This is a genomic window from Rhodanobacter sp. B04 (genome assembly GCF_002001125.1).
GTDB lineage: Bacteria > Pseudomonadota > Gammaproteobacteria > Xanthomonadales > Rhodanobacteraceae > Rhodanobacter.
This window is the reverse complement of sequence record NZ_MUNV01000005.1, coordinates 539,736-556,002: the sequence shown is the minus strand read 5'-3', so window position 1 is coordinate 556,002 and position 16,267 is coordinate 539,736. Positions and strand designations below refer to the sequence as shown.

Here is a 16,267-nt window from a genome sequence, read left to right as displayed (position 1 = left end):
TTAAACTGTATGCATCAGGGTTTCCCCGCCCTGCCCAGGAGGTCGCCATGAAAACGATAGTTCGCCCGGCTCTGGTGCTGGCTTTGACGTTGGGTTTTGTGGCGCCGGTACTGGCGCAGACGCGCAAGGTCGATCAACAGGACCTCTACCGTTACTGGATACAAATCAATCCCAAGGTGCAGATGGATGCGCCTAACAGCGGGCTGAACCTGGACAAGCCCGGTTGCGTTGCGGTGACCTACACGATCGGCTCCGACGGCGTGCCGATGAACGTGCAGGTGGTCAAGCTGATGCCCAAGAGCGATCTTGGCCCGGCGGCGCGCAGTGCGATATCCAACTTCCGCTACGGCCCATCGCTGAGCAACCGTATCGCCGAGCCGATCGATACGTATTACGTGGTGCTGTTCAACGCCCCCGAGGACAAGGCGCAACACCAGCAGCTGGTGGATGCCTGCAAGCTGCCGGGCTACGCCGCCTGAAGTGACGCTGGTCTCGACGCGGGGCTGCGCAGCCGCTGTCGCCGATCTGGCTTATAATCGTCGTTTTGAACCATGCCGCTTCGTCATCGAGGCGGCTTCAACCTTGTGCGGGCGTTGCCGTTCGCGCACTACGGAGTCGCCATGAGTATTGAAGATCTCGAAAGCATCGCCCTGGCGATGGTCGCGCCCGGCAAGGGCATCATCGCCATCGACGAGTCGACCAACACCATCAAGAAGCGGTTCGAGGCCGTCGGCATCGAGAACACCGAAGAGAATCGCCGCGCCTACCGCGAGTTGCTGCTGACCACGCCGGGTCTGAACGAGCACATCTCCGGCGCGATCCTGTACGACGAGACGATCCGCCAGTCGACCAAGGACGGCGTGCCGTTCACCCAGCTGATGAAGAAGCTCGGCATCATCCCGGGCATCAAGGTCGACAAGGGCCCGCAGCCGCTGGCCGGCTTCCCCGGCGACGTGGTCACCGAAGGCCTGGACGGTCTGCGCGAGCGCCTGCAGGAATACGCCAAGCTGGGCGCGCAGTTCGCCAAGTGGCGCGCGGTGATCAACATCTCCGAAGACAACCCCAGCTCCACCGCGATCGAGGCGAATTGCCACGTGCTGGCCCGTTACGCCGCACTGTGCCAGGAAGCGGGCATCGTGCCGATGGTCGAACCCGAAGTGATCATGGACGGCGACCACAGCATCGAGGTCAGCTACGAAGTGCACGAGGCCGTGCTGCGCAGCCTGTTCAACGCGCTGTACGAGCAGAACGTGATGCTGGAAGGCACCATCCTGAAGGTCAGCATGGTCATTCCGGGCAAGGATTCGGACGAGCAGGTCGACGTCGAGGAAGTCGCCGAGGCCACCGTGCGCGTGCTCAAGACCACCGTGCCGGCCTCGCTGCCGGGCATCGTGTTCCTGTCCGGCGGCCAGACCGACCTGCAGTCCACCGCGCATCTGAACGCGATGAACCAAATCGGCCCGCACCCGTGGCCGCTGTCGTTCTCGTACGGTCGCGCCATGCAGCAGGCGGCGCTGAAACTGTGGGCGAAGGACATGAAGGCGAACTACGCCGAAGCGCAGAAAACCGTGCACGCCCGCGCTCGCGACAACGGCCTGGCTGCGCTGGGTCAGTGGAAGGGCTGATCCCGCGAAAGCGCACTCAGCAGGCCGTCCAGGCCTGCTGAGGTAGAAAAAGAACGGGCGCCTTGCGGCGCCCGTTTTCGTTGCAGACCTCGATCAACCGATCAGAAGCGGTATTCCGCGCTGGCCGAGACCATGTCGGTGCTCAGATCGACATTGTGCTTCTTCGCGTCGAAGTAATCGTAGTTCAGGCCGACACTGAGGTTGCGGGTGATGTTGTAGCCCACACCGACACCGCTGTACCAGCTGTTGTCACTCAGGCCCTTGTTGACCGGGTTGACGTCGTTGCTCAGGCCGTGTCCGGTCCAGCTATAGAGGCCGGCGCGGCCGCTGAGGTACCAGTTCGGGCTGAGATCCAGATGGGCGTTGGCGCCTGCAGTCCAGCCATGCAGCTGGGACTTGCCCGGGGCGATCACCGGTTGGCTGTTGAAGATGTTCTTGGCGCGGATGTTGCCAAGGTCGTTGTAGCCCACTTCGCCACCCAGGGAGAAGTTCGGTGCCAGCGACCAGCGGTAGCCGCCATTGAGCGCATAGCCGGTGTCATGGCCGTTGTCGTACGGGCCCTGATTGATGGCGGTACGGCCGACGCTGCCATTGACGAACCAGCCGCCGTTGTCGGCGGGTGCGTTCTGCGCGAAGGCGGCAGGAATGGCCAGTGCACCGGTGGCGGCGAGGGCGAGGGCAATAAGTGTCTTTCTCATGGAGAGTCTCCTGTTATGACAAAAGCGGTCGCCGGCCGGTAGGGGAGTGGGCGCGACGCCGGGTGTGGCCAAACCAGAGTTCGGCAAGCACTCACAGTTAGATGGAGTTGCCACGGGAAGATTCAATACTCATAAGTACAGTATTAATCTTGAGTTAAGTTATGGGCAAATACTTGACTTACCGAAGAAACGGGCGCTGCTGCGCCCGCTTCTGGTGTGGCCGGCAGGCAAGAGCTGATCAGAAGCGGTATTCCGCGCTGACGTTGTAGGCGCTGGTCTGCAGTTCGACGTTCTTGCCGGTGCCGTTGTAGTAGTCGTAGTTCAGGCCCAGGCTCCACTGCGGGGTGATGTTGTAGCCCACGCCGGCGCCGGCGTAGTAGCGAGTGCGGTTGAACTGGGTGAAGGTGGGGCTTGCCGCGTCGGTGAGACCTTCGCCCTGGGCGTAGAACGCACCGCCACGCAGCTCGCCGTACCAGCTCGGGCTGAGGTTGTAGCGCAGGTCAAGGCCGGCGGTAGTGCCGCGCAGCTTCGATTTGGCCGAATCATCACCGGCCAGGCCACGGGCGCTGACGCGACCCAGATATTGGTAGCCGACTTCCATGCCGAGCGAGGTTTCCGGATTGATCGCGAAGCGATAACCGCCCTTTACGCCACCATCGGGTGCGCCATTGTCGTAAGGACCCTTGCTCAAGTCCGAATAGCCGGCGTTGGCGCCGACATACCAGCCCTGTTGGGCGGTCGGAGCGGTGTCCTGGGCAAACGCAGCTGGGATGGTCGCCAAAACGGCGGTGGCAAGGGCCATAGCGTGTAGTGTCTTTTTCACGGGGGATATTCCTCTTGTTCTGGATATGCACCGCGGGGCCTCGGGGGAAAGGCGTGGTCGCGGCTAGGCTGCTGCATGGGGCTGCAGCGCCGGGTCATTAGACGTTGGCGTGCCTGAAGGGTTTCAACACCGAATGGTTCAGAATTAAGCGGGAGTTAATGTCAAGCCGCTGGCGGATGGTGAGTCGATGCGTATGAGGCGAAGTGCGGGCGACAGATTTCCACTGATCGGCGACAATGCCCGCTTTTCGCCGACGCCTGCCCGGAGCATTGCCTGATGACCACCCGCCGCGAACTCGCCAACGCCGTGCGCGCTCTTGCCATGGACGCCGTGGAGGCGGCCAATTCCGGCCATCCGGGCATGCCGATGGGCATGGCCGATATCGCCGAGGTGCTGTGGAACGACTTCCTGCAGTTCAACCCGGCCAACCCGAAGTGGTTCAACCGTGACCGCTTCGTGCTTTCCAACGGCCACGGCTCGATGCTGCAGTACGCCTTGCTGCACCTGACCGGCTTCGACCTGCCGATCGAGCAGCTCAAGCGCTTCCGCCAGCTGCACTCGAAGACCGCCGGCCATCCGGAAGCCAGCGAAACCCCGGGAGTGGAAACCACCACCGGTCCGCTCGGCCAGGGTCTGGCCAATGCGGTCGGCTTCGCGCTGGCCGAAAAAGTGCTGGCGGCACACTTCAACCGCCCCGGCCATGCCGTGGTCGATCACCACACCTATGTCTTCCTCGGCGACGGCTGCCTGATGGAAGGCATCTCGCACGAAGTCGCCTCGCTGGCAGGCACCTGGCAGCTTGGCAAGCTGGTCGCGATCTACGACGACAACGGCATCTCGATCGACGGCGAAGTGCATGGCTGGTTCACCGACGACACGCCGGCGCGCTTCGAGGCGTATGGCTGGAACGTGATCCGCGGCGTGGACGGCCATGACGCCGACGCCGTGAAGCAGGCGATTGCCGCCGCGACCGCACAGAATCACAAGCCCACCCTGATCTGCGCCAAGACCATCATCGGTTTCGGTGCGCCGAACAAGCAGGGCAAGGAAGAGAGCCACGGCGCCGCGCTGGGCAAGGCCGAGATCGCCGCTGCGCGCGCGCAGCTGGGCTGGAATTACGCCCCGTTCGAGATCCCGGCCGAGATCTACGCCGGTTGGGATGCCAAAACTGCCGGCGCCAGGCGCGAGCAGAGCTGGAACGACGCGTTCGCCAAATACGCCGCCGCGCATCCGGAACTGGCGGCGGAGTTCACGCGTCGTCTCGCTGGCGAGCTGCCGGCCGACTGGGCCGCGAAGTCGCAGGCCTATATCGCCAAGCTGCAGGCGGAAGGCCCGGAAGTGGCCTCGCGCAAGGCCTCGCAGATGACGCTGGATGCGTTCGGTCCGCTGCTGCCGGAACTGATCGGCGGCTCGGCCGACCTGGCCGGTTCCAATCTCACCAAGTGGAAGGGCAGCCTCGATGCCACCACCGGCAACAGCTCGGATGGCAAGGGTAACTACATCTATTACGGCGTGCGCGAGTTCGGCATGAGTGCGATCGCCAATGGCGTGGCGCTGCACGGCGGCTTCATTCCGTACGACGCCACGTTCCTGGTGTTCTCCGACTATGCGCGCAACGCGGTGCGCATGAGCGCGCTGATCCCGGCACATGCGATCCACGTCTATACGCACGACTCGATCGGCCTGGGCGAAGACGGCCCGACCCATCAGCCGGTCGAGCATATGGCCTCGCTGCGCTACATCCCGAACAACCAGGTCTGGCGTCCGTGCGATGCGGTGGAATCAGCGGTGTCGTGGAAGGCGGCGATCGAGCGCAAGGGCGCGCCGGCCTGCCTGATCTTCTCGCGGCAGAACCTCAAGCATCAGCAGCGCAACGAGCAACAGGTCGCCGACATCGCGCGCGGCGCCTATGTGTTGTCCGATCCGCTGGATACGAAATTCCAGGCGATCCTGATCGCCACCGGTTCGGAGGTGGAGCTGGCGATGGAGGCGGCACGCACGCTGGCGCAGCAGAACGTGCCGGTACGCGTGGTGTCGATGCCGTGCACCGAGGTATTCGACGCGCAGCCGCTGGAATACCGCGAAGGCGTGCTGCCGGGCTGGTGCCGTGCCCGCGTCGCGGTGGAAGCGGCGACCGCGGACTTCTGGTGCAAGTACGTGGGCCTGGATGGCGACGTGGTCGGCATGACCACGTTCGGTGCATCGGCGCCGGCGCCGCAGTTGTTCGAGCATTTCGGTTTCACGGTGGCGCATGTGGTGGATGCGGTGAAGCGCGTGATTCGCTGAGCCCAGCGCTGACCGGCACCAAAAGGCCGCGGCATGCCGCGGCCTTTTGGTGAGCTGAAAAACCAGTCAGGCTGTCAGCAAGCCAGCCAGTTCGTCCGGCGTGGCGGCAATCGCGCTGGCGCCGGCCAGCTCCAGTTCGGCGCGGCCGCCAAAACCCCACAGTACGCCGATGCCACGCACGTGGTTGGCCACCGCGCCTTCGATATCGAAACGGCGATCGCCGATCATCACGGTGTTTTCGGGCTTGGCGTCGAAGTCCGCCAGCGCGGCGGCAATCATCGAAGCCTTTTCGCTGTGCGCGCTGCCCGGATCTGGCCCATACAGGCGCAGAAATGCGTCGCCGAACGGCAGGTGCCCGATGATCGGTGCAGCGTGTCGTTGCGGCTTGCTGGTGACCACGACGAGCTGATGCCCGGCATCGAGCAGTCGCTGGATCAGCGACTCGATGCCGGGATAGATGTCGTGTTCGCGCCAGCCATCCGTGTGGAAACGCTCGTGATAATGCTCCACGGCGGCCTCGATCCGGACCGGATCGTGATCCAGCAGCGGCGCGAAGCTGTGCCGCAGCGGTGGGCCGATCCATCCGCGCAACTCCTGCTGCGACGGCGCCGGCACGTCCAGTTTCGCCAGCGCGTGTTTCACGCAGGCGATGATGCCGTGCTCGGAGTCGATCAGCGTACCGTCGAGGTCGAACAGGCAGAGCATTACTTGGCCGCACGCGCCTTGAGCGCGGTGACCGCCGGCAGTTCCTTGCCTTCGAGGAATTCGAGGAAGGCGCCGCCGCCGGTGGAGATGTACGAGACATCGTCCGCAATGCCGTACTTGTCCACCGCGGCCAGCGTGTCGCCGCCGCCGGCGATCGAGAACGCCGGCGATGCGGCGATCGCGCGTGCCAGTGTCTCGGTGCCCTTGCCGAAGGCGTCGAACTCGAACACGCCGACCGGTCCGTTCCATACCACCGTGCCGGCCTTGGCGATCAGTTCGGCGTAGCGCTTGGCGGTTTCCGGCCCGATGTCGAGGATCATCTCGCCGTCCTTCACCTGGTCGACCGGCTTCACCGTGGCCGGCGCCTGCGCGGAAAACGCCGGCGCCACCACCACGTCGACCGGCATCGGCACTTCGGCACCCCGGCGCTTGGCGTCGGCGAGCACTTTCTTCGCGGCGTCGATCAGATCCGGTTCGTACAGCGAGTTGCCGACCGAGTGGCCCATCGCGACGATGAACGTGTTGGCGATGCCGCCGCCGACGATCAGCTGGTCGACCTTGCCGATCAGGTTGTCCAGCAGGGTGAGCTTGGTCGAGACCTTGGAGCCGGCGACGATCGCCAGCAGCGGATGCGCCGGATGTTCCAGCGCCTTGCCCAGCGCGTCCAGCTCGGCCGAGAGCAGCGGGCCGGCGGCGGCGACCGGGGCGAACCGGATCACGCCGTGGGTGGACGCCTGCGCGCGATGCGCGGTGCCGAAGGCATCCATCACGAAGATGTCGCACAGCGCGGCGTACTTCTTCGCCAGTGCCTCGTCGTCCTTGCCCTCACCGACGTTCATGCGGCAGTTTTCCAGCATGACCACTTCGCCGGCGGCCACGTCGACGCCATCGAGATAGTCGGTCACCAGCCGTACCGGCGTGCCGAGCCTGTCGCCGAGCCACCGTGCCACCGGCGCCAGCGAGGACTCGGCGTCGAACTGGCCTTCCTTGGGCCGACCCAGGTGCGACAACACCAGCACCTTCGCGCCGGCATCGCGGGCGGCCCGGATCGTCGGCAGGGCGGCGTCCAGGCGCTGGGTCGAGGTGATCTGGCCGTGGTCGTCGATCGGCACATTCAGATCCTCGCGGATCAGGACGCGCTGGTCGCGCAGATCGAGGTCACTCATGCGGATGACTGACACGGCAGAACTCCAGTGTTGGGTTGAAAACGGTCGCGAACCTGCGGCAACCGCCTATTGTCCGGTGGCTCAGGCGCCGATGCAAACGGCGGCCGAGCGAAAGAATGCGTTGCCGCCGGTGATCTGTCGGGGCCAGACTGTGGTTAAACTGCGACTTTCGAGCAGGGGGACGACTCATGGCTACCGGGTTGGTGCTCTACGGCTATTGGCGCTCCAGCGCCGCCTACCGCGTGCGCATTGCGCTTAATCTGAAAGGGTTGAGTTACGAAACGCAGCCGGTGCATCTGCTGCGTGATGGGGGCGAACAGCATGCTGCGGCTTACAGCGCGCTCAATCCGCAGCAGCTGATCCCGTGCCTGCTTGACGGCGACCGGGTGATCACCCAGTCGCTCGCGATCATGGAATATCTCGATGAGATGCATCCCGAGCTGGAGACGGCCCTGCTGCCCGTCGACGCGCGAGGGCGGGCGCAGGTTCGCGCACTGGCCATGACCGTAACCTGTGACATCCATCCGCTGGGCAATCTGCGGGTGTTGAACCGGCTCGAATCGCAATTCGGCGCCGACGAAGAGCAGCGTGCCGAATGGTCGCGGCACTGGATCGCCACCGGCTTCAAGGCAATGGAGGCGATGCTGGTCGACAGTGCGGCGACCGGTCGCTACTGCCATGGCGAAACCCCAAGCATGGCCGATGCCTGCCTGGTGCCGCAGTACTACAACGCGCTGCGCTGGAAAGTGCCGCTGGACGATTACCCGACGCTGCGACGGATCTACCAGGCGTGCAATGAACTGGAAGCGTTCCAGCATGCCGCACCGGAAGCGCAGCCGGATGCGCCAAAAAGCTGAGGAGTGAGAGGATAGGAGTGAGAAGCGAGAGCGAGCGGGGCGAGACGGCGATGCCTTCTCTCACTCCTCTCCCCTCACTCCTTGATTCTAGAAGCCCATGCCGTACGGATCGTTGCCGGCCAGCTCCTGATTGTCGGTGCCGCCTTCGGCAAGCCGGATCTTGAGCGCAAGGCCGTCACGCGAGTCGGATTTGTTGAGCGCTTCTTCCAGCTCCACGCGGCCGTCCTTGTACAGCCGGTACAGCGACTGGTCGAACGTCTGCATGCCTTCCTGCAGGCTGCGATCCATCGCCTCCTTGATCTCGTGGGTCTGGCCACGGCGGATCATGTCGCGGATCAGCGGTGTGTTCAGCAGCACTTCGGCGGCGGGAATGCGGCGTCCGTCCTTGCCGATCACCAGGCGCTGGCTGATCACCGCACGCAGGTTCAGCGCCAGGTTCATCAGCACGTTCTTGTGCGCCGATTCGGGGAAGAAGTTGAGGATGCGCTCCAGCGTCTGGTCGGCGTTGTTCGAGTGCAGCGTGGCCAGGCACAGGTGACCGGTCTCGGAGAACGCGATCGCCGCCTCCATCGTGTCGGTGTCGCGGATCTCGCCGATCATGATCACGTCCGGTGCCTCGCGCATCGCGTTCTTCAGCGCCTCGTGGTAGCTGTGCGTGTCCAGCCCCACCTCGCGCTGGTTGACGATCGACTTCTTGTGGCGATGCAGGTATTCGATCGGGTCCTCGATGGTGAGGATGTGGCCCGACGAGTGGGTGTTGCGCTGGTCGATCATTGCCGCCAGCGTGGTGGACTTGCCCGAGCCGGTGGCACCGACCACCAGGATCAGTCCGCGCGGTTCCATGATCAGGTCGCGGAAGATGCTGGGCAGTTGCAGCTGATCGATGCTGGGGATCTCGCTCTTGATCGCGCGGATCACCATGCCCACTTCACCACGCTGCTTGAACACGTTGATGCGGAAGCGGCCGGCTTCCTTCACCGCCAGCGCCATGTTGAGCTCGAGGGTGCGCTCGAACTGCGGCACCTGGCCTTCATCCATCAGCGAGTAGGCGATCTTCTTGACCATGCCACCGGGCAGGCCGGTATTGCCCAGCGGGTACAGCTTGCCCTCGACCTTGATGTTCACCGGGGCGCCCGTGGTCAGGAACATGTCCGACGCGCCCTTGTCTACCATGAGCTTGAGGAAGTAACCGATATCCACAAAAGTCCCCTGTTTCTGAAATGCGCGTTGCAATGATGGATTATGCCCGCCCACAATACGTCGCGACACACTATGAGGAATGTGACGGTGCACATCTTTTTCCTGCCGACCAGGTTTCCTGGTCGCCTTCGTACGGCTGCCGCAGCCCTGACGCTGACCCTGGCGCTGGCAGGTTGCGCCACGGTGCCGCCCCCGGATGACTCGATGAACCTGGCGCAGACGCAGCTGCAGGCGGCGCGCGACGCAGGCGCGGCCGATTATGCGCCGGTCGATCTGGGCTTTGCGCAGGACAAGTTCCAGCAGGCCCAGGCCGCCATGGCCGAGCGCAAATATGCCGACGCGGCCAGTCTGGCCGAGGAGTCCCGGGCGGATGCCGACCTTGCACGCGCCAAGGCGCGGCTGGGAGCGGCACGCGCGCAGATCCAGGGCAAGGTCCAGGAAAATGACCGCCTGCGCGCCGAAGGTCAGCAGGCGGAGGCCGCTGCCGCTGCCGCAGAACAGCAGGCTGCGGCCCCGGCCACCGCTTCCTCGTCCACGCCGGTACCGACCGAGGACATGCCGGCGCCGGCTGCGTCGGTACTGTCCGCGCCGCCCCCCGGCAGCGGTTTCCAGACGGTGCCCGACAACACCCCGCAGCCAGCCTCGAGCTCCAGCACCCAGGGAGGCCAGCCATGAAGCGCTTCACAGCAACTTTCATCGCCATTTCATTGGCGTTGGCCACGATCGGCGCGGCACAGGCGCGGCAGGACGACATCGACATCGCCCGTCTGACCAGCAGCCTCGACCAGCTTGCCAACGACCCCAGCCTGGGCAGTTATGCCCAGGCCGAGCAGGCACGTGCGCGCGATGCGATCGGCCGCCTGGCGCAGGCCGGCCGGCATGATCGGGCGCATGCGCTGTATCTGGCGGAACGGCGGGTGGACCTGGCCAAGACGGCGGCCCAGCTGCAGGATGCCCAGGTCAAGTTGACCCAGCTCGACCGCGAGCACGACCAGATCATGCTCGACAACAGCCGGCGCGAGACGGAGATCGCGCGCCGCGAACTCGAGCGTCAGCGCCTGCAGTCCCAGCTGGCCCAGGAGGAGGCTGCGCGGGCGCAGGAGCAGGGCGAGGCTTATTCCCAGGCGGCCGACCAGGCGCGTGCCGAAGCGGACCAGGCGAAGAAGCTGGCGGCGGCGCAGGCCAAGGTCGCCAAGGCCGCACGCCGTGAGGCTGCGCTGGCTGCCGAGGCGGCCAAGGCGATGCGCTCCCAGATGCAGGATGGCAGCACCAGCGATGCGCCAGCGAGTGGCTCGAAGAAGCATCCGAAGAAGCCCGAAGGCCAGCCCTGACATCGGGCCAGACGCACTGGTCGCCCTTGCACGGGTGGCCAGTGCAGGGCTGGCTTCCGGTGTGGTTAGGTCGATGTAAAATGCTGTTTTTACAGCTTTTTTACCTTTGCCAAGATGTCTGGCCAAGTGTGCCCGACGGACTTGCGTCACCCCGGTCGGGGGAGTAGGGTCGAAGTCCCATGGGGCATTCCTGCCGCATGGGTCACTGACCTGAACCATGCACTCATTCCACGTTTACTTCTCCTCCTGCGCACCGGCATCCGGTCGCGGGGCGTGGTTGCGTGCGTGCGTTCAATCGTCTGCGGATGCTCCGGTTACGGGGCGCCGCACACCCACTCGTGAGGAGGTCGGATCATGTTTGAAAACCAGCAGCGTGAGGATGTCGAGGCATTGATGAAAGCTGATGCCGAGTTCCGCCGGCTCTACCAGCATCATCGGCAGCTCGACAGCAAGGTGCACGACGCCGACATCGGCGTACTTCCGATTGATGATGTCACCCTGGCCGGCATGAAGAAGGAGAAGCTGCTCGCCAAGGCACGACTCGAACGCATGTGGGCGGATCGGGCGCACCATATCCACTGAACCTGCGGTTTGACGTGAGCGCGGCCTCGGGCCCTTCCTGCGATATCGGAAAGGGTGCCGGGGCCGCCGCGTTTCCGGCGGCCCGCAAGGCGGCTCGGTTATCATGGCGATCCTGCCGGATCGGCGCGTCGGACGCGTGACCGGCGTTCCCAGCCACGGAGTCTCCATGACGGTCCACCAGAGTGTCCTCGAACTGATCGGACGTACCCCGATGGTGCGCGCGCAGCGCCTGGATGCCGGGCCGTGCGAACTCTACCTCAAGCTCGAGAGCGCCAATCCCGGTGGCTCGATCAAGGACCGCATCGGCCTGTCGATGATCGAGGGCGCCGAGAAGGCTGGCCGGATCAAGCCCGGCGATACCCTGGTCGAAGGCACGGCCGGCAATACCGGCCTGGGTCTGGCGCTGGTCGCGCAGCAGAAAGGCTACCGCCTGATCCTGGTGGTGCCGGACAAGATGAGCCGCGAGAAGATCTTCAACCTCAAGGCAATGGGCGCCGAGGTCGTGCTGACCCGCTCGGACGTGGCCAAGGGCCATCCGGAGTACTACCAGGACATGGCCGAGCGCATCGCGCGGGAAACGCCCGGCGCCTACTTCATCAACCAGTTCGGCAACCCGGACAATCCGCTCGCGCACATCCAGACCACCGGCCCGGAAATCCTCGAACAGATGGATGGCAGGGTCGACGCGGTCGTGGTCGGCTGCGGTTCCTCCGGCACCTTGAGCGGGCTGTCCAAATATTTCGCCGAGCATTCGCCGCAGACCGAACTCGTGCTGGCCGACCCGGTGGGTTCGATCCTCACCCAGTACATCAACGAAGGCACGCTTTCGACCAAATCGGCCAGCTGGATGGTCGAAGGGATAGGCGAGGATTTCCTGCCTCCGATCAGCGACTTCACACGAGTGAAAAAAGCCTACGCGATTTCCGACAGGGAGAGCTTCCTCACCGCACGCGAACTGCTGGCGAAAGAGGGTGTGCTCGGTGGTTCGTCCACCGGCACGCTGCTGGCCGCGGCGTTGAAGTACTGCCGCGAGCAGACCGCCGCCAAGCGGGTGGTGACCCTGGTCTGCGACACCGGCAACAAGTATCTGTCCAAGATGTACAACGACTACTGGATGCTCGACAACGGCTTCCTGGAGCGCGAGCGGCATGGCGACCTGCGTGACCTGTTGCTGCGCCCGTTCGCCCAGCGCGACACCGTGGTGATCGGCCCGCATGAATTGCTGATCACCGCCTACACCCGCATGAAGCTGTATGACGTGTCGCAGCTGCCGGTGATGGACGGGCACAAACTGGTCGGCATCGTCGACGAGTCGGACGTGCTGATGCATGTGCATGCCGATGAGACGCGCTTCCGTGATCCGGTGGCCACGGCGATGATCACCAACCTGCAGATGCTCGACGTGCGCTCGCCGATCGAGTCGCTGCTGCCGGTGTTCGAGCGCGGGCACGTGGCGATCGTGGTGGATGGCGAGCAGTTCCTCGGCCTGATCACCCGTATCGATCTGTTGAACTATCTGCGCCGCAAGGTGAACTAAGCGGGGTCATCCGGTTCGGGCCTGGCAGGCCCGACACCTGGCCATGAAAGCTTGCAGTAATGCAGCGTGGCCAGAATGACCGCTTCGTGACGGTGCCGGAAGCTTCGTCCTTTCTCAAAGGAAACCCAGTCGATGTGTGGAATTGTTGCTGCCACTGCCCAGCGTGATGTCGCTCCGCTGCTGATTGCCGGCCTCAAGGCGCTGGAATATCGCGGTTACGATTCATCGGGCGTGGCCGTGCTTGGCCAGGGCGAGATCCGCCGCGTGCGTGCCAAGGGCAAGGTGCGCGAGATGGAGGCGCTGTATCACGCCGATCCGATCCCCGGCGGCACCGGCATTGCGCATACCCGCTGGGCCACGCATGGCGTGCCGAGCGAGGCCAACGCGCATCCGCATGTGGCCGGTCGCGTCGCGCTCGTGCACAACGGCATCATCGAGAACTACGTCAGCCTGCGCGCCGAACTGCGGGCCGGTGGCCACGTGTTCACTTCCGAAACCGATACCGAAGTGATGGCTGCGCTGATCGATCGGCGCATCGGCCAGGGCATGAAGCTGCGTGAGGCAGTGTTGACCACCGTGCGCGAGCTGGAAGGCGCCTATGCGATCGCCGTGGTCAGCCGTGACGAACCGGGCCGCGTGGTCGGTGCGCGTCGCGGTGCGCCGCTGCTGGTCGGCGTCGGCATCGGCGAGAATTTCCTCGGCTCGGATGCGCAGGCGCTGATCCAGGTCACCAACAAGATGGTCTATCTCGACGAAGACGACGTGGTCGAGATCACCCGCGACAGCGTGCAGGTCTATGCCCTCGACGGGCAGCCGGTCGAACGCGCCGTGCATGAGAGCGAACTGTCTTCCGATGCGGTCGAGCGTGGCGAATACCGTCACTACATGCAGAAGGAAATCTTCGAGCAGCCGCGCGCCGTGGCCGACACGCTGGAGGCGCGCATCGGCGCGCATGGCGTGTTGCCGAACATCTTCGGCATCGACAGCGATGCCCTGCTGCAGCGCACGCGTGGCCTGCACATCATCGCCTGCGGCACCAGCTACCACGCCGGCATGGTGGCCAAGTACTGGATCGAGGAATACGCGCGGCTGCCGGTCAGCGTGGAGGTGGCCAGCGAGTACCGTTACCGCGAAGCAGTGGTACCGGCAGACACCTTGTTCGTGGCGATCTCGCAGTCCGGCGAAACCGCCGATACGCTGGCCGCGCTGCGCGAGTCGCGTCGCCGCGGCTACCTCGGCACGCTGGTGATCTGCAACGTGCCTGAATCTTCGCTGGTGCGCGAGGCGGACCTGAAGCTGATGACTCGTGCCGGCCCCGAGATCGGCGTGGCCTCGACCAAGGCGTTCACCACCCAGCTCGCCGGGCTGGCCCTGCTGGCGCTTGATCTGGCGCGCCGCAACGGCCTCGATCCGCAGCGTTACGAGGCGCTGTGCGCCGAGCTGCAGCATTTGCCGCGCGCGATCGAGGATGCCTTGAAGCTGGAACCGGCGATCGTCGAACTGTCGGCCGAATTCATCCATCACCAGCACGCGTTGTTCCTTGGTCGCGGCGCGCAGTATCCGGTCGCGCTGGAGGGTTCGCTCAAGCTCAAGGAAATCTCCTATATCCACGCCGAGGCGTATCCGGCCGGCGAACTCAAGCACGGTCCGCTGGCCCTGGTCGACGAGGACATGCCGGTGGTGGCGGTGGCGCCGAACGGCCCATTGCTGGACAAGCTCAAGTCCAACCTGCAGGAAGTGCGTGCCCGCGGTGGCCGCCTGATCGTGTTCGCCGACGGCTCGGCGGGCATGGACGACATGGCCCGTCATGGCGCGATGCTGCGGGTGGAATCCGGCGGCAGCTTCATCGCACCGGCCGTGTTCACCGTGCCCTTGCAGCTGCTGGCCTATCACGTCGCCGTGCTGCGCGGCACCGACGTCGACCAGCCGCGCAACCTGGCGAAATCGGTCACCGTGGAATAAGCCGGCCGCTCGCCGCATAAAAAACCGCGCTCTTCGCGCGGTTTTTTTATGCGACACCTTGCATGCCTCAGGTACGACCGTAGACGTCGTCGAAACGCACGATGTCGTCTTCGCCCAGGTAGCTGCCGGACTGCACCTCGATCAGTTCCAGCGCGACCTTGCCGGGATTGCGCAGGCGGTGCTTGCTGCCGAGCGGGATGTAGGTGCTCTGGTTTTCGCCGAGCAGGAACACCTTGTCGTCGCAGGTGACTTCGGCGGTGCCGGAGACCACGATCCAGTGTTCGGCGCGATGGTGGTGCTTCTGCAGGCTCAGCGACGCGCCCGGCTTGACCTGGATGCGCTTGACCTGGAAGCGTTCGCCCGCCTCCAGCGAGTCGTAGTTGCCCCATGGCCGGTGTACCACGCGATGCAGGGAGTGTTCGCTGCGGCCGGCAGCCTTCAGTTGATCGACGATCTTCTTCACGTCCTGCGCGGCATCGCGGTGCGCCACCAGGGTGGCATCCGGGGTGGTCACCACGATCAGGTCGTCGACGCCGACGGTGGCGAGCAGGTGGCGGTCGTGCGAACGCAGCAGCGAATGGCGCGTATTCACCGCCATCGTGTCGCCTTCGCGGTGGTTGCCATGCGCGTCCTTGTCGCCGGTCAGCCACAGCGCCGACCACGAGCCGATGTCGCTCCATGCGCAGCTGACCGGGATCACCGCGGCGCGGCGGGTCTTTTCCATCACGGCGTAGTCGATCGAGTCATCCGGCACCCGCGCGAACGCCTCGCGATCGATGCGCACGAAATCGAGATCGGCGGCTGCCTTGGCATGCGCCTCGCGCACGGCGGCAAGCATCTCGGGTGCGTATGCGGCCAGTTCCTCCAGGTAACACGCCGCCTTGAACAGGAACATGCCGGAGTTCCAGTCGTAGTTGCCGTCCGCCAGGTACGACTCGGCGGTGGCCAGGTCGGGCTTTTCGACGAACTGCTCCACGCGGTAGCCATGGCCATCGACTGCCTCGGCACGGCGGATGTAGCCGAAACCGGTTTCCGGGCGGTCCGGACGGATGCCGAAGGTCACCAGCCAGTCCCGCCCGGCCAGCGGCAGCGCCTGCTGCACGGCTTCGACGAACGCGGCGGTGTCGCCGATCAGGTGGTCGGCCGGCAGCACCAGCAGCACGGCATCGGCATCGCGCTCAAGGGCGCGCAGTGCGCCCAGCGCGATCGCCGGCGCGGTATTGCGTGCCAGCGGTTCCAGCAAGATGGTGGCGCCTTCGACGCCTGCTTCCAGCAGCTGGTCGGCGGCGAGGAAGCGGTGATCCTCGCTGGCCACCACGATCGGCGCAGCTACCCCGGGCAGCTGCCGGGTGCGCGCGATGGTCTGCTGGAACAGCGTGCCCTTGCCGGCCAGTTCAAGGAACTGCTTGGGCAGGTTCCTGCGCGATACCGGCCACAGCCGGGTGCCACTGCCGCCGCTGAGGATGAGGGGAATCAACATGGGCGCCGTATCCTT

The 16,267-nt window shown here is 64.9% G+C and carries 15 protein-coding genes; 9 read left to right on the top strand and 6 right to left on the bottom strand.

Annotated elements, in window-relative coordinates:
- Positions 1 to 47: 47 nt before the first annotated feature.
- The gene (locus B0E46_RS02375; RefSeq protein ID WP_077554064.1) at positions 48 to 479 is read left to right on the top strand and encodes an energy transducer TonB; all 432 of its coding nucleotides are present in this window, start codon (positions 48 to 50) and stop codon (positions 477 to 479) included.
- A gap of 141 nt (positions 480 to 620) precedes the next feature.
- The gene (locus tag B0E46_RS02370; RefSeq protein WP_077554177.1) at positions 621 to 1,625 is read left to right on the top strand and encodes a class I fructose-bisphosphate aldolase; all 1,005 of its coding nucleotides are present in this window, start codon (positions 621 to 623) and stop codon (positions 1,623 to 1,625) included.
- 101 nt (positions 1,626 to 1,726) lie between these two features.
- On the opposite strand, the gene B0E46_RS02365 is transcribed toward B0E46_RS02370, so the two are convergent.
- Positions 1,727 to 2,323, bottom strand: a complete 597-nt coding sequence (locus B0E46_RS02365) for a porin family protein (RefSeq protein WP_077554063.1) — start codon at positions 2,321 to 2,323, stop codon at positions 1,727 to 1,729.
- A 238-nt stretch (positions 2,324 to 2,561) separates the two neighbouring features.
- A complete protein-coding gene (locus B0E46_RS02360; RefSeq protein ID WP_077554062.1) occupies positions 2,562 to 3,146 on the bottom strand; it encodes a porin family protein in 585 nt (194 codons plus the stop codon).
- Positions 3,147 to 3,422: 276 nt separating this feature from the next.
- On the opposite strand from B0E46_RS02360, the gene tkt reads away from it, so the two are divergent.
- Entirely contained in the window at positions 3,423 to 5,432 is a 2,010-nt protein-coding gene (gene tkt / locus B0E46_RS02355) for a transketolase (RefSeq protein WP_077554061.1), read from the top strand.
- A 66-nt stretch (positions 5,433 to 5,498) separates the two neighbouring features.
- Here tkt and B0E46_RS02350 read toward each other — a convergent pair whose 3' ends face one another.
- Positions 5,499 to 6,137, bottom strand: a complete 639-nt coding sequence (locus B0E46_RS02350; protein WP_077554060.1) for an HAD hydrolase-like protein — start codon at positions 6,135 to 6,137, stop codon at positions 5,499 to 5,501.
- Positions 6,137 to 7,318, bottom strand: a complete 1,182-nt coding sequence (locus B0E46_RS02345) for a phosphoglycerate kinase (protein WP_077554059.1) — start codon at positions 7,316 to 7,318, stop codon at positions 6,137 to 6,139. The genes B0E46_RS02350 and B0E46_RS02345 overlap by 1 nt, the downstream gene beginning before the upstream one ends.
- 173 nt (positions 7,319 to 7,491) lie before the next feature.
- Between B0E46_RS02345 and maiA the strand changes: the two genes are divergently transcribed.
- Positions 7,492 to 8,160: a maleylacetoacetate isomerase gene (gene maiA, locus B0E46_RS02340; protein WP_077554058.1), complete on the top strand. Its 669-nt coding sequence runs from the start codon at positions 7,492 to 7,494 to the stop codon at positions 8,158 to 8,160.
- Between the two features lie 87 nt (positions 8,161 to 8,247).
- Here maiA and B0E46_RS02335 read toward each other — a convergent pair whose 3' ends face one another.
- Positions 8,248 to 9,360 (bottom strand): PilT/PilU family type 4a pilus ATPase, encoded by a 1,113-nt coding sequence (locus B0E46_RS02335; protein ID WP_077445983.1) that lies wholly within the window; start codon positions 9,358 to 9,360, stop codon positions 8,248 to 8,250.
- 87 nt (positions 9,361 to 9,447) lie between these two features.
- Between B0E46_RS02335 and B0E46_RS02330 the strand changes: the two genes are divergently transcribed.
- The 5 genes from B0E46_RS02330 to glmS all read left to right on the top strand — a co-directional run bounded on the left by B0E46_RS02330 (position 9,448) and on the right by glmS (position 14,772).
- Positions 9,448 to 10,035, top strand: coding sequence for a DUF4398 domain-containing protein (locus B0E46_RS02330; RefSeq protein WP_077554176.1), 588 nt, complete (start codon positions 9,448 to 9,450; stop codon positions 10,033 to 10,035).
- Positions 10,032 to 10,691 (top strand): hypothetical protein, encoded by a 660-nt coding sequence (locus B0E46_RS02325; RefSeq protein WP_077554057.1) that lies wholly within the window; start codon positions 10,032 to 10,034, stop codon positions 10,689 to 10,691. Before B0E46_RS02330 ends, B0E46_RS02325 begins: the two co-directional genes overlap by 4 nt.
- Positions 10,692 to 11,045: 354 nt before the next feature.
- Positions 11,046 to 11,273, top strand: a complete 228-nt coding sequence (locus B0E46_RS02320; protein WP_077554056.1) for a YdcH family protein — start codon at positions 11,046 to 11,048, stop codon at positions 11,271 to 11,273.
- Positions 11,274 to 11,439: 166 nt separating this feature from the next.
- A complete protein-coding gene (locus B0E46_RS02315) occupies positions 11,440 to 12,810 on the top strand; it encodes a pyridoxal-phosphate dependent enzyme (RefSeq protein WP_077554175.1) in 1,371 nt (456 codons plus the stop codon).
- Positions 12,811 to 12,942: 132 nt separating this feature from the next.
- Positions 12,943 to 14,772 carry a glutamine--fructose-6-phosphate transaminase (isomerizing) gene (glmS, locus tag B0E46_RS02310; RefSeq protein ID WP_077554055.1) on the top strand — a complete coding sequence of 610 codons (1,830 nt, stop codon included), beginning with the start codon at positions 12,943 to 12,945 and terminating at the stop codon, positions 14,770 to 14,772.
- 67 nt (positions 14,773 to 14,839) lie between these two features.
- Here the strand turns inward: glmS and B0E46_RS02305 are convergent, their stop codons facing one another.
- Positions 14,840 to 16,252: a mannose-1-phosphate guanylyltransferase/mannose-6-phosphate isomerase gene (locus B0E46_RS02305; protein WP_077554054.1), complete on the bottom strand. Its 1,413-nt coding sequence runs from the start codon at positions 16,250 to 16,252 to the stop codon at positions 14,840 to 14,842.
- Positions 16,253 to 16,267: the final 15 nt, after the last annotated feature.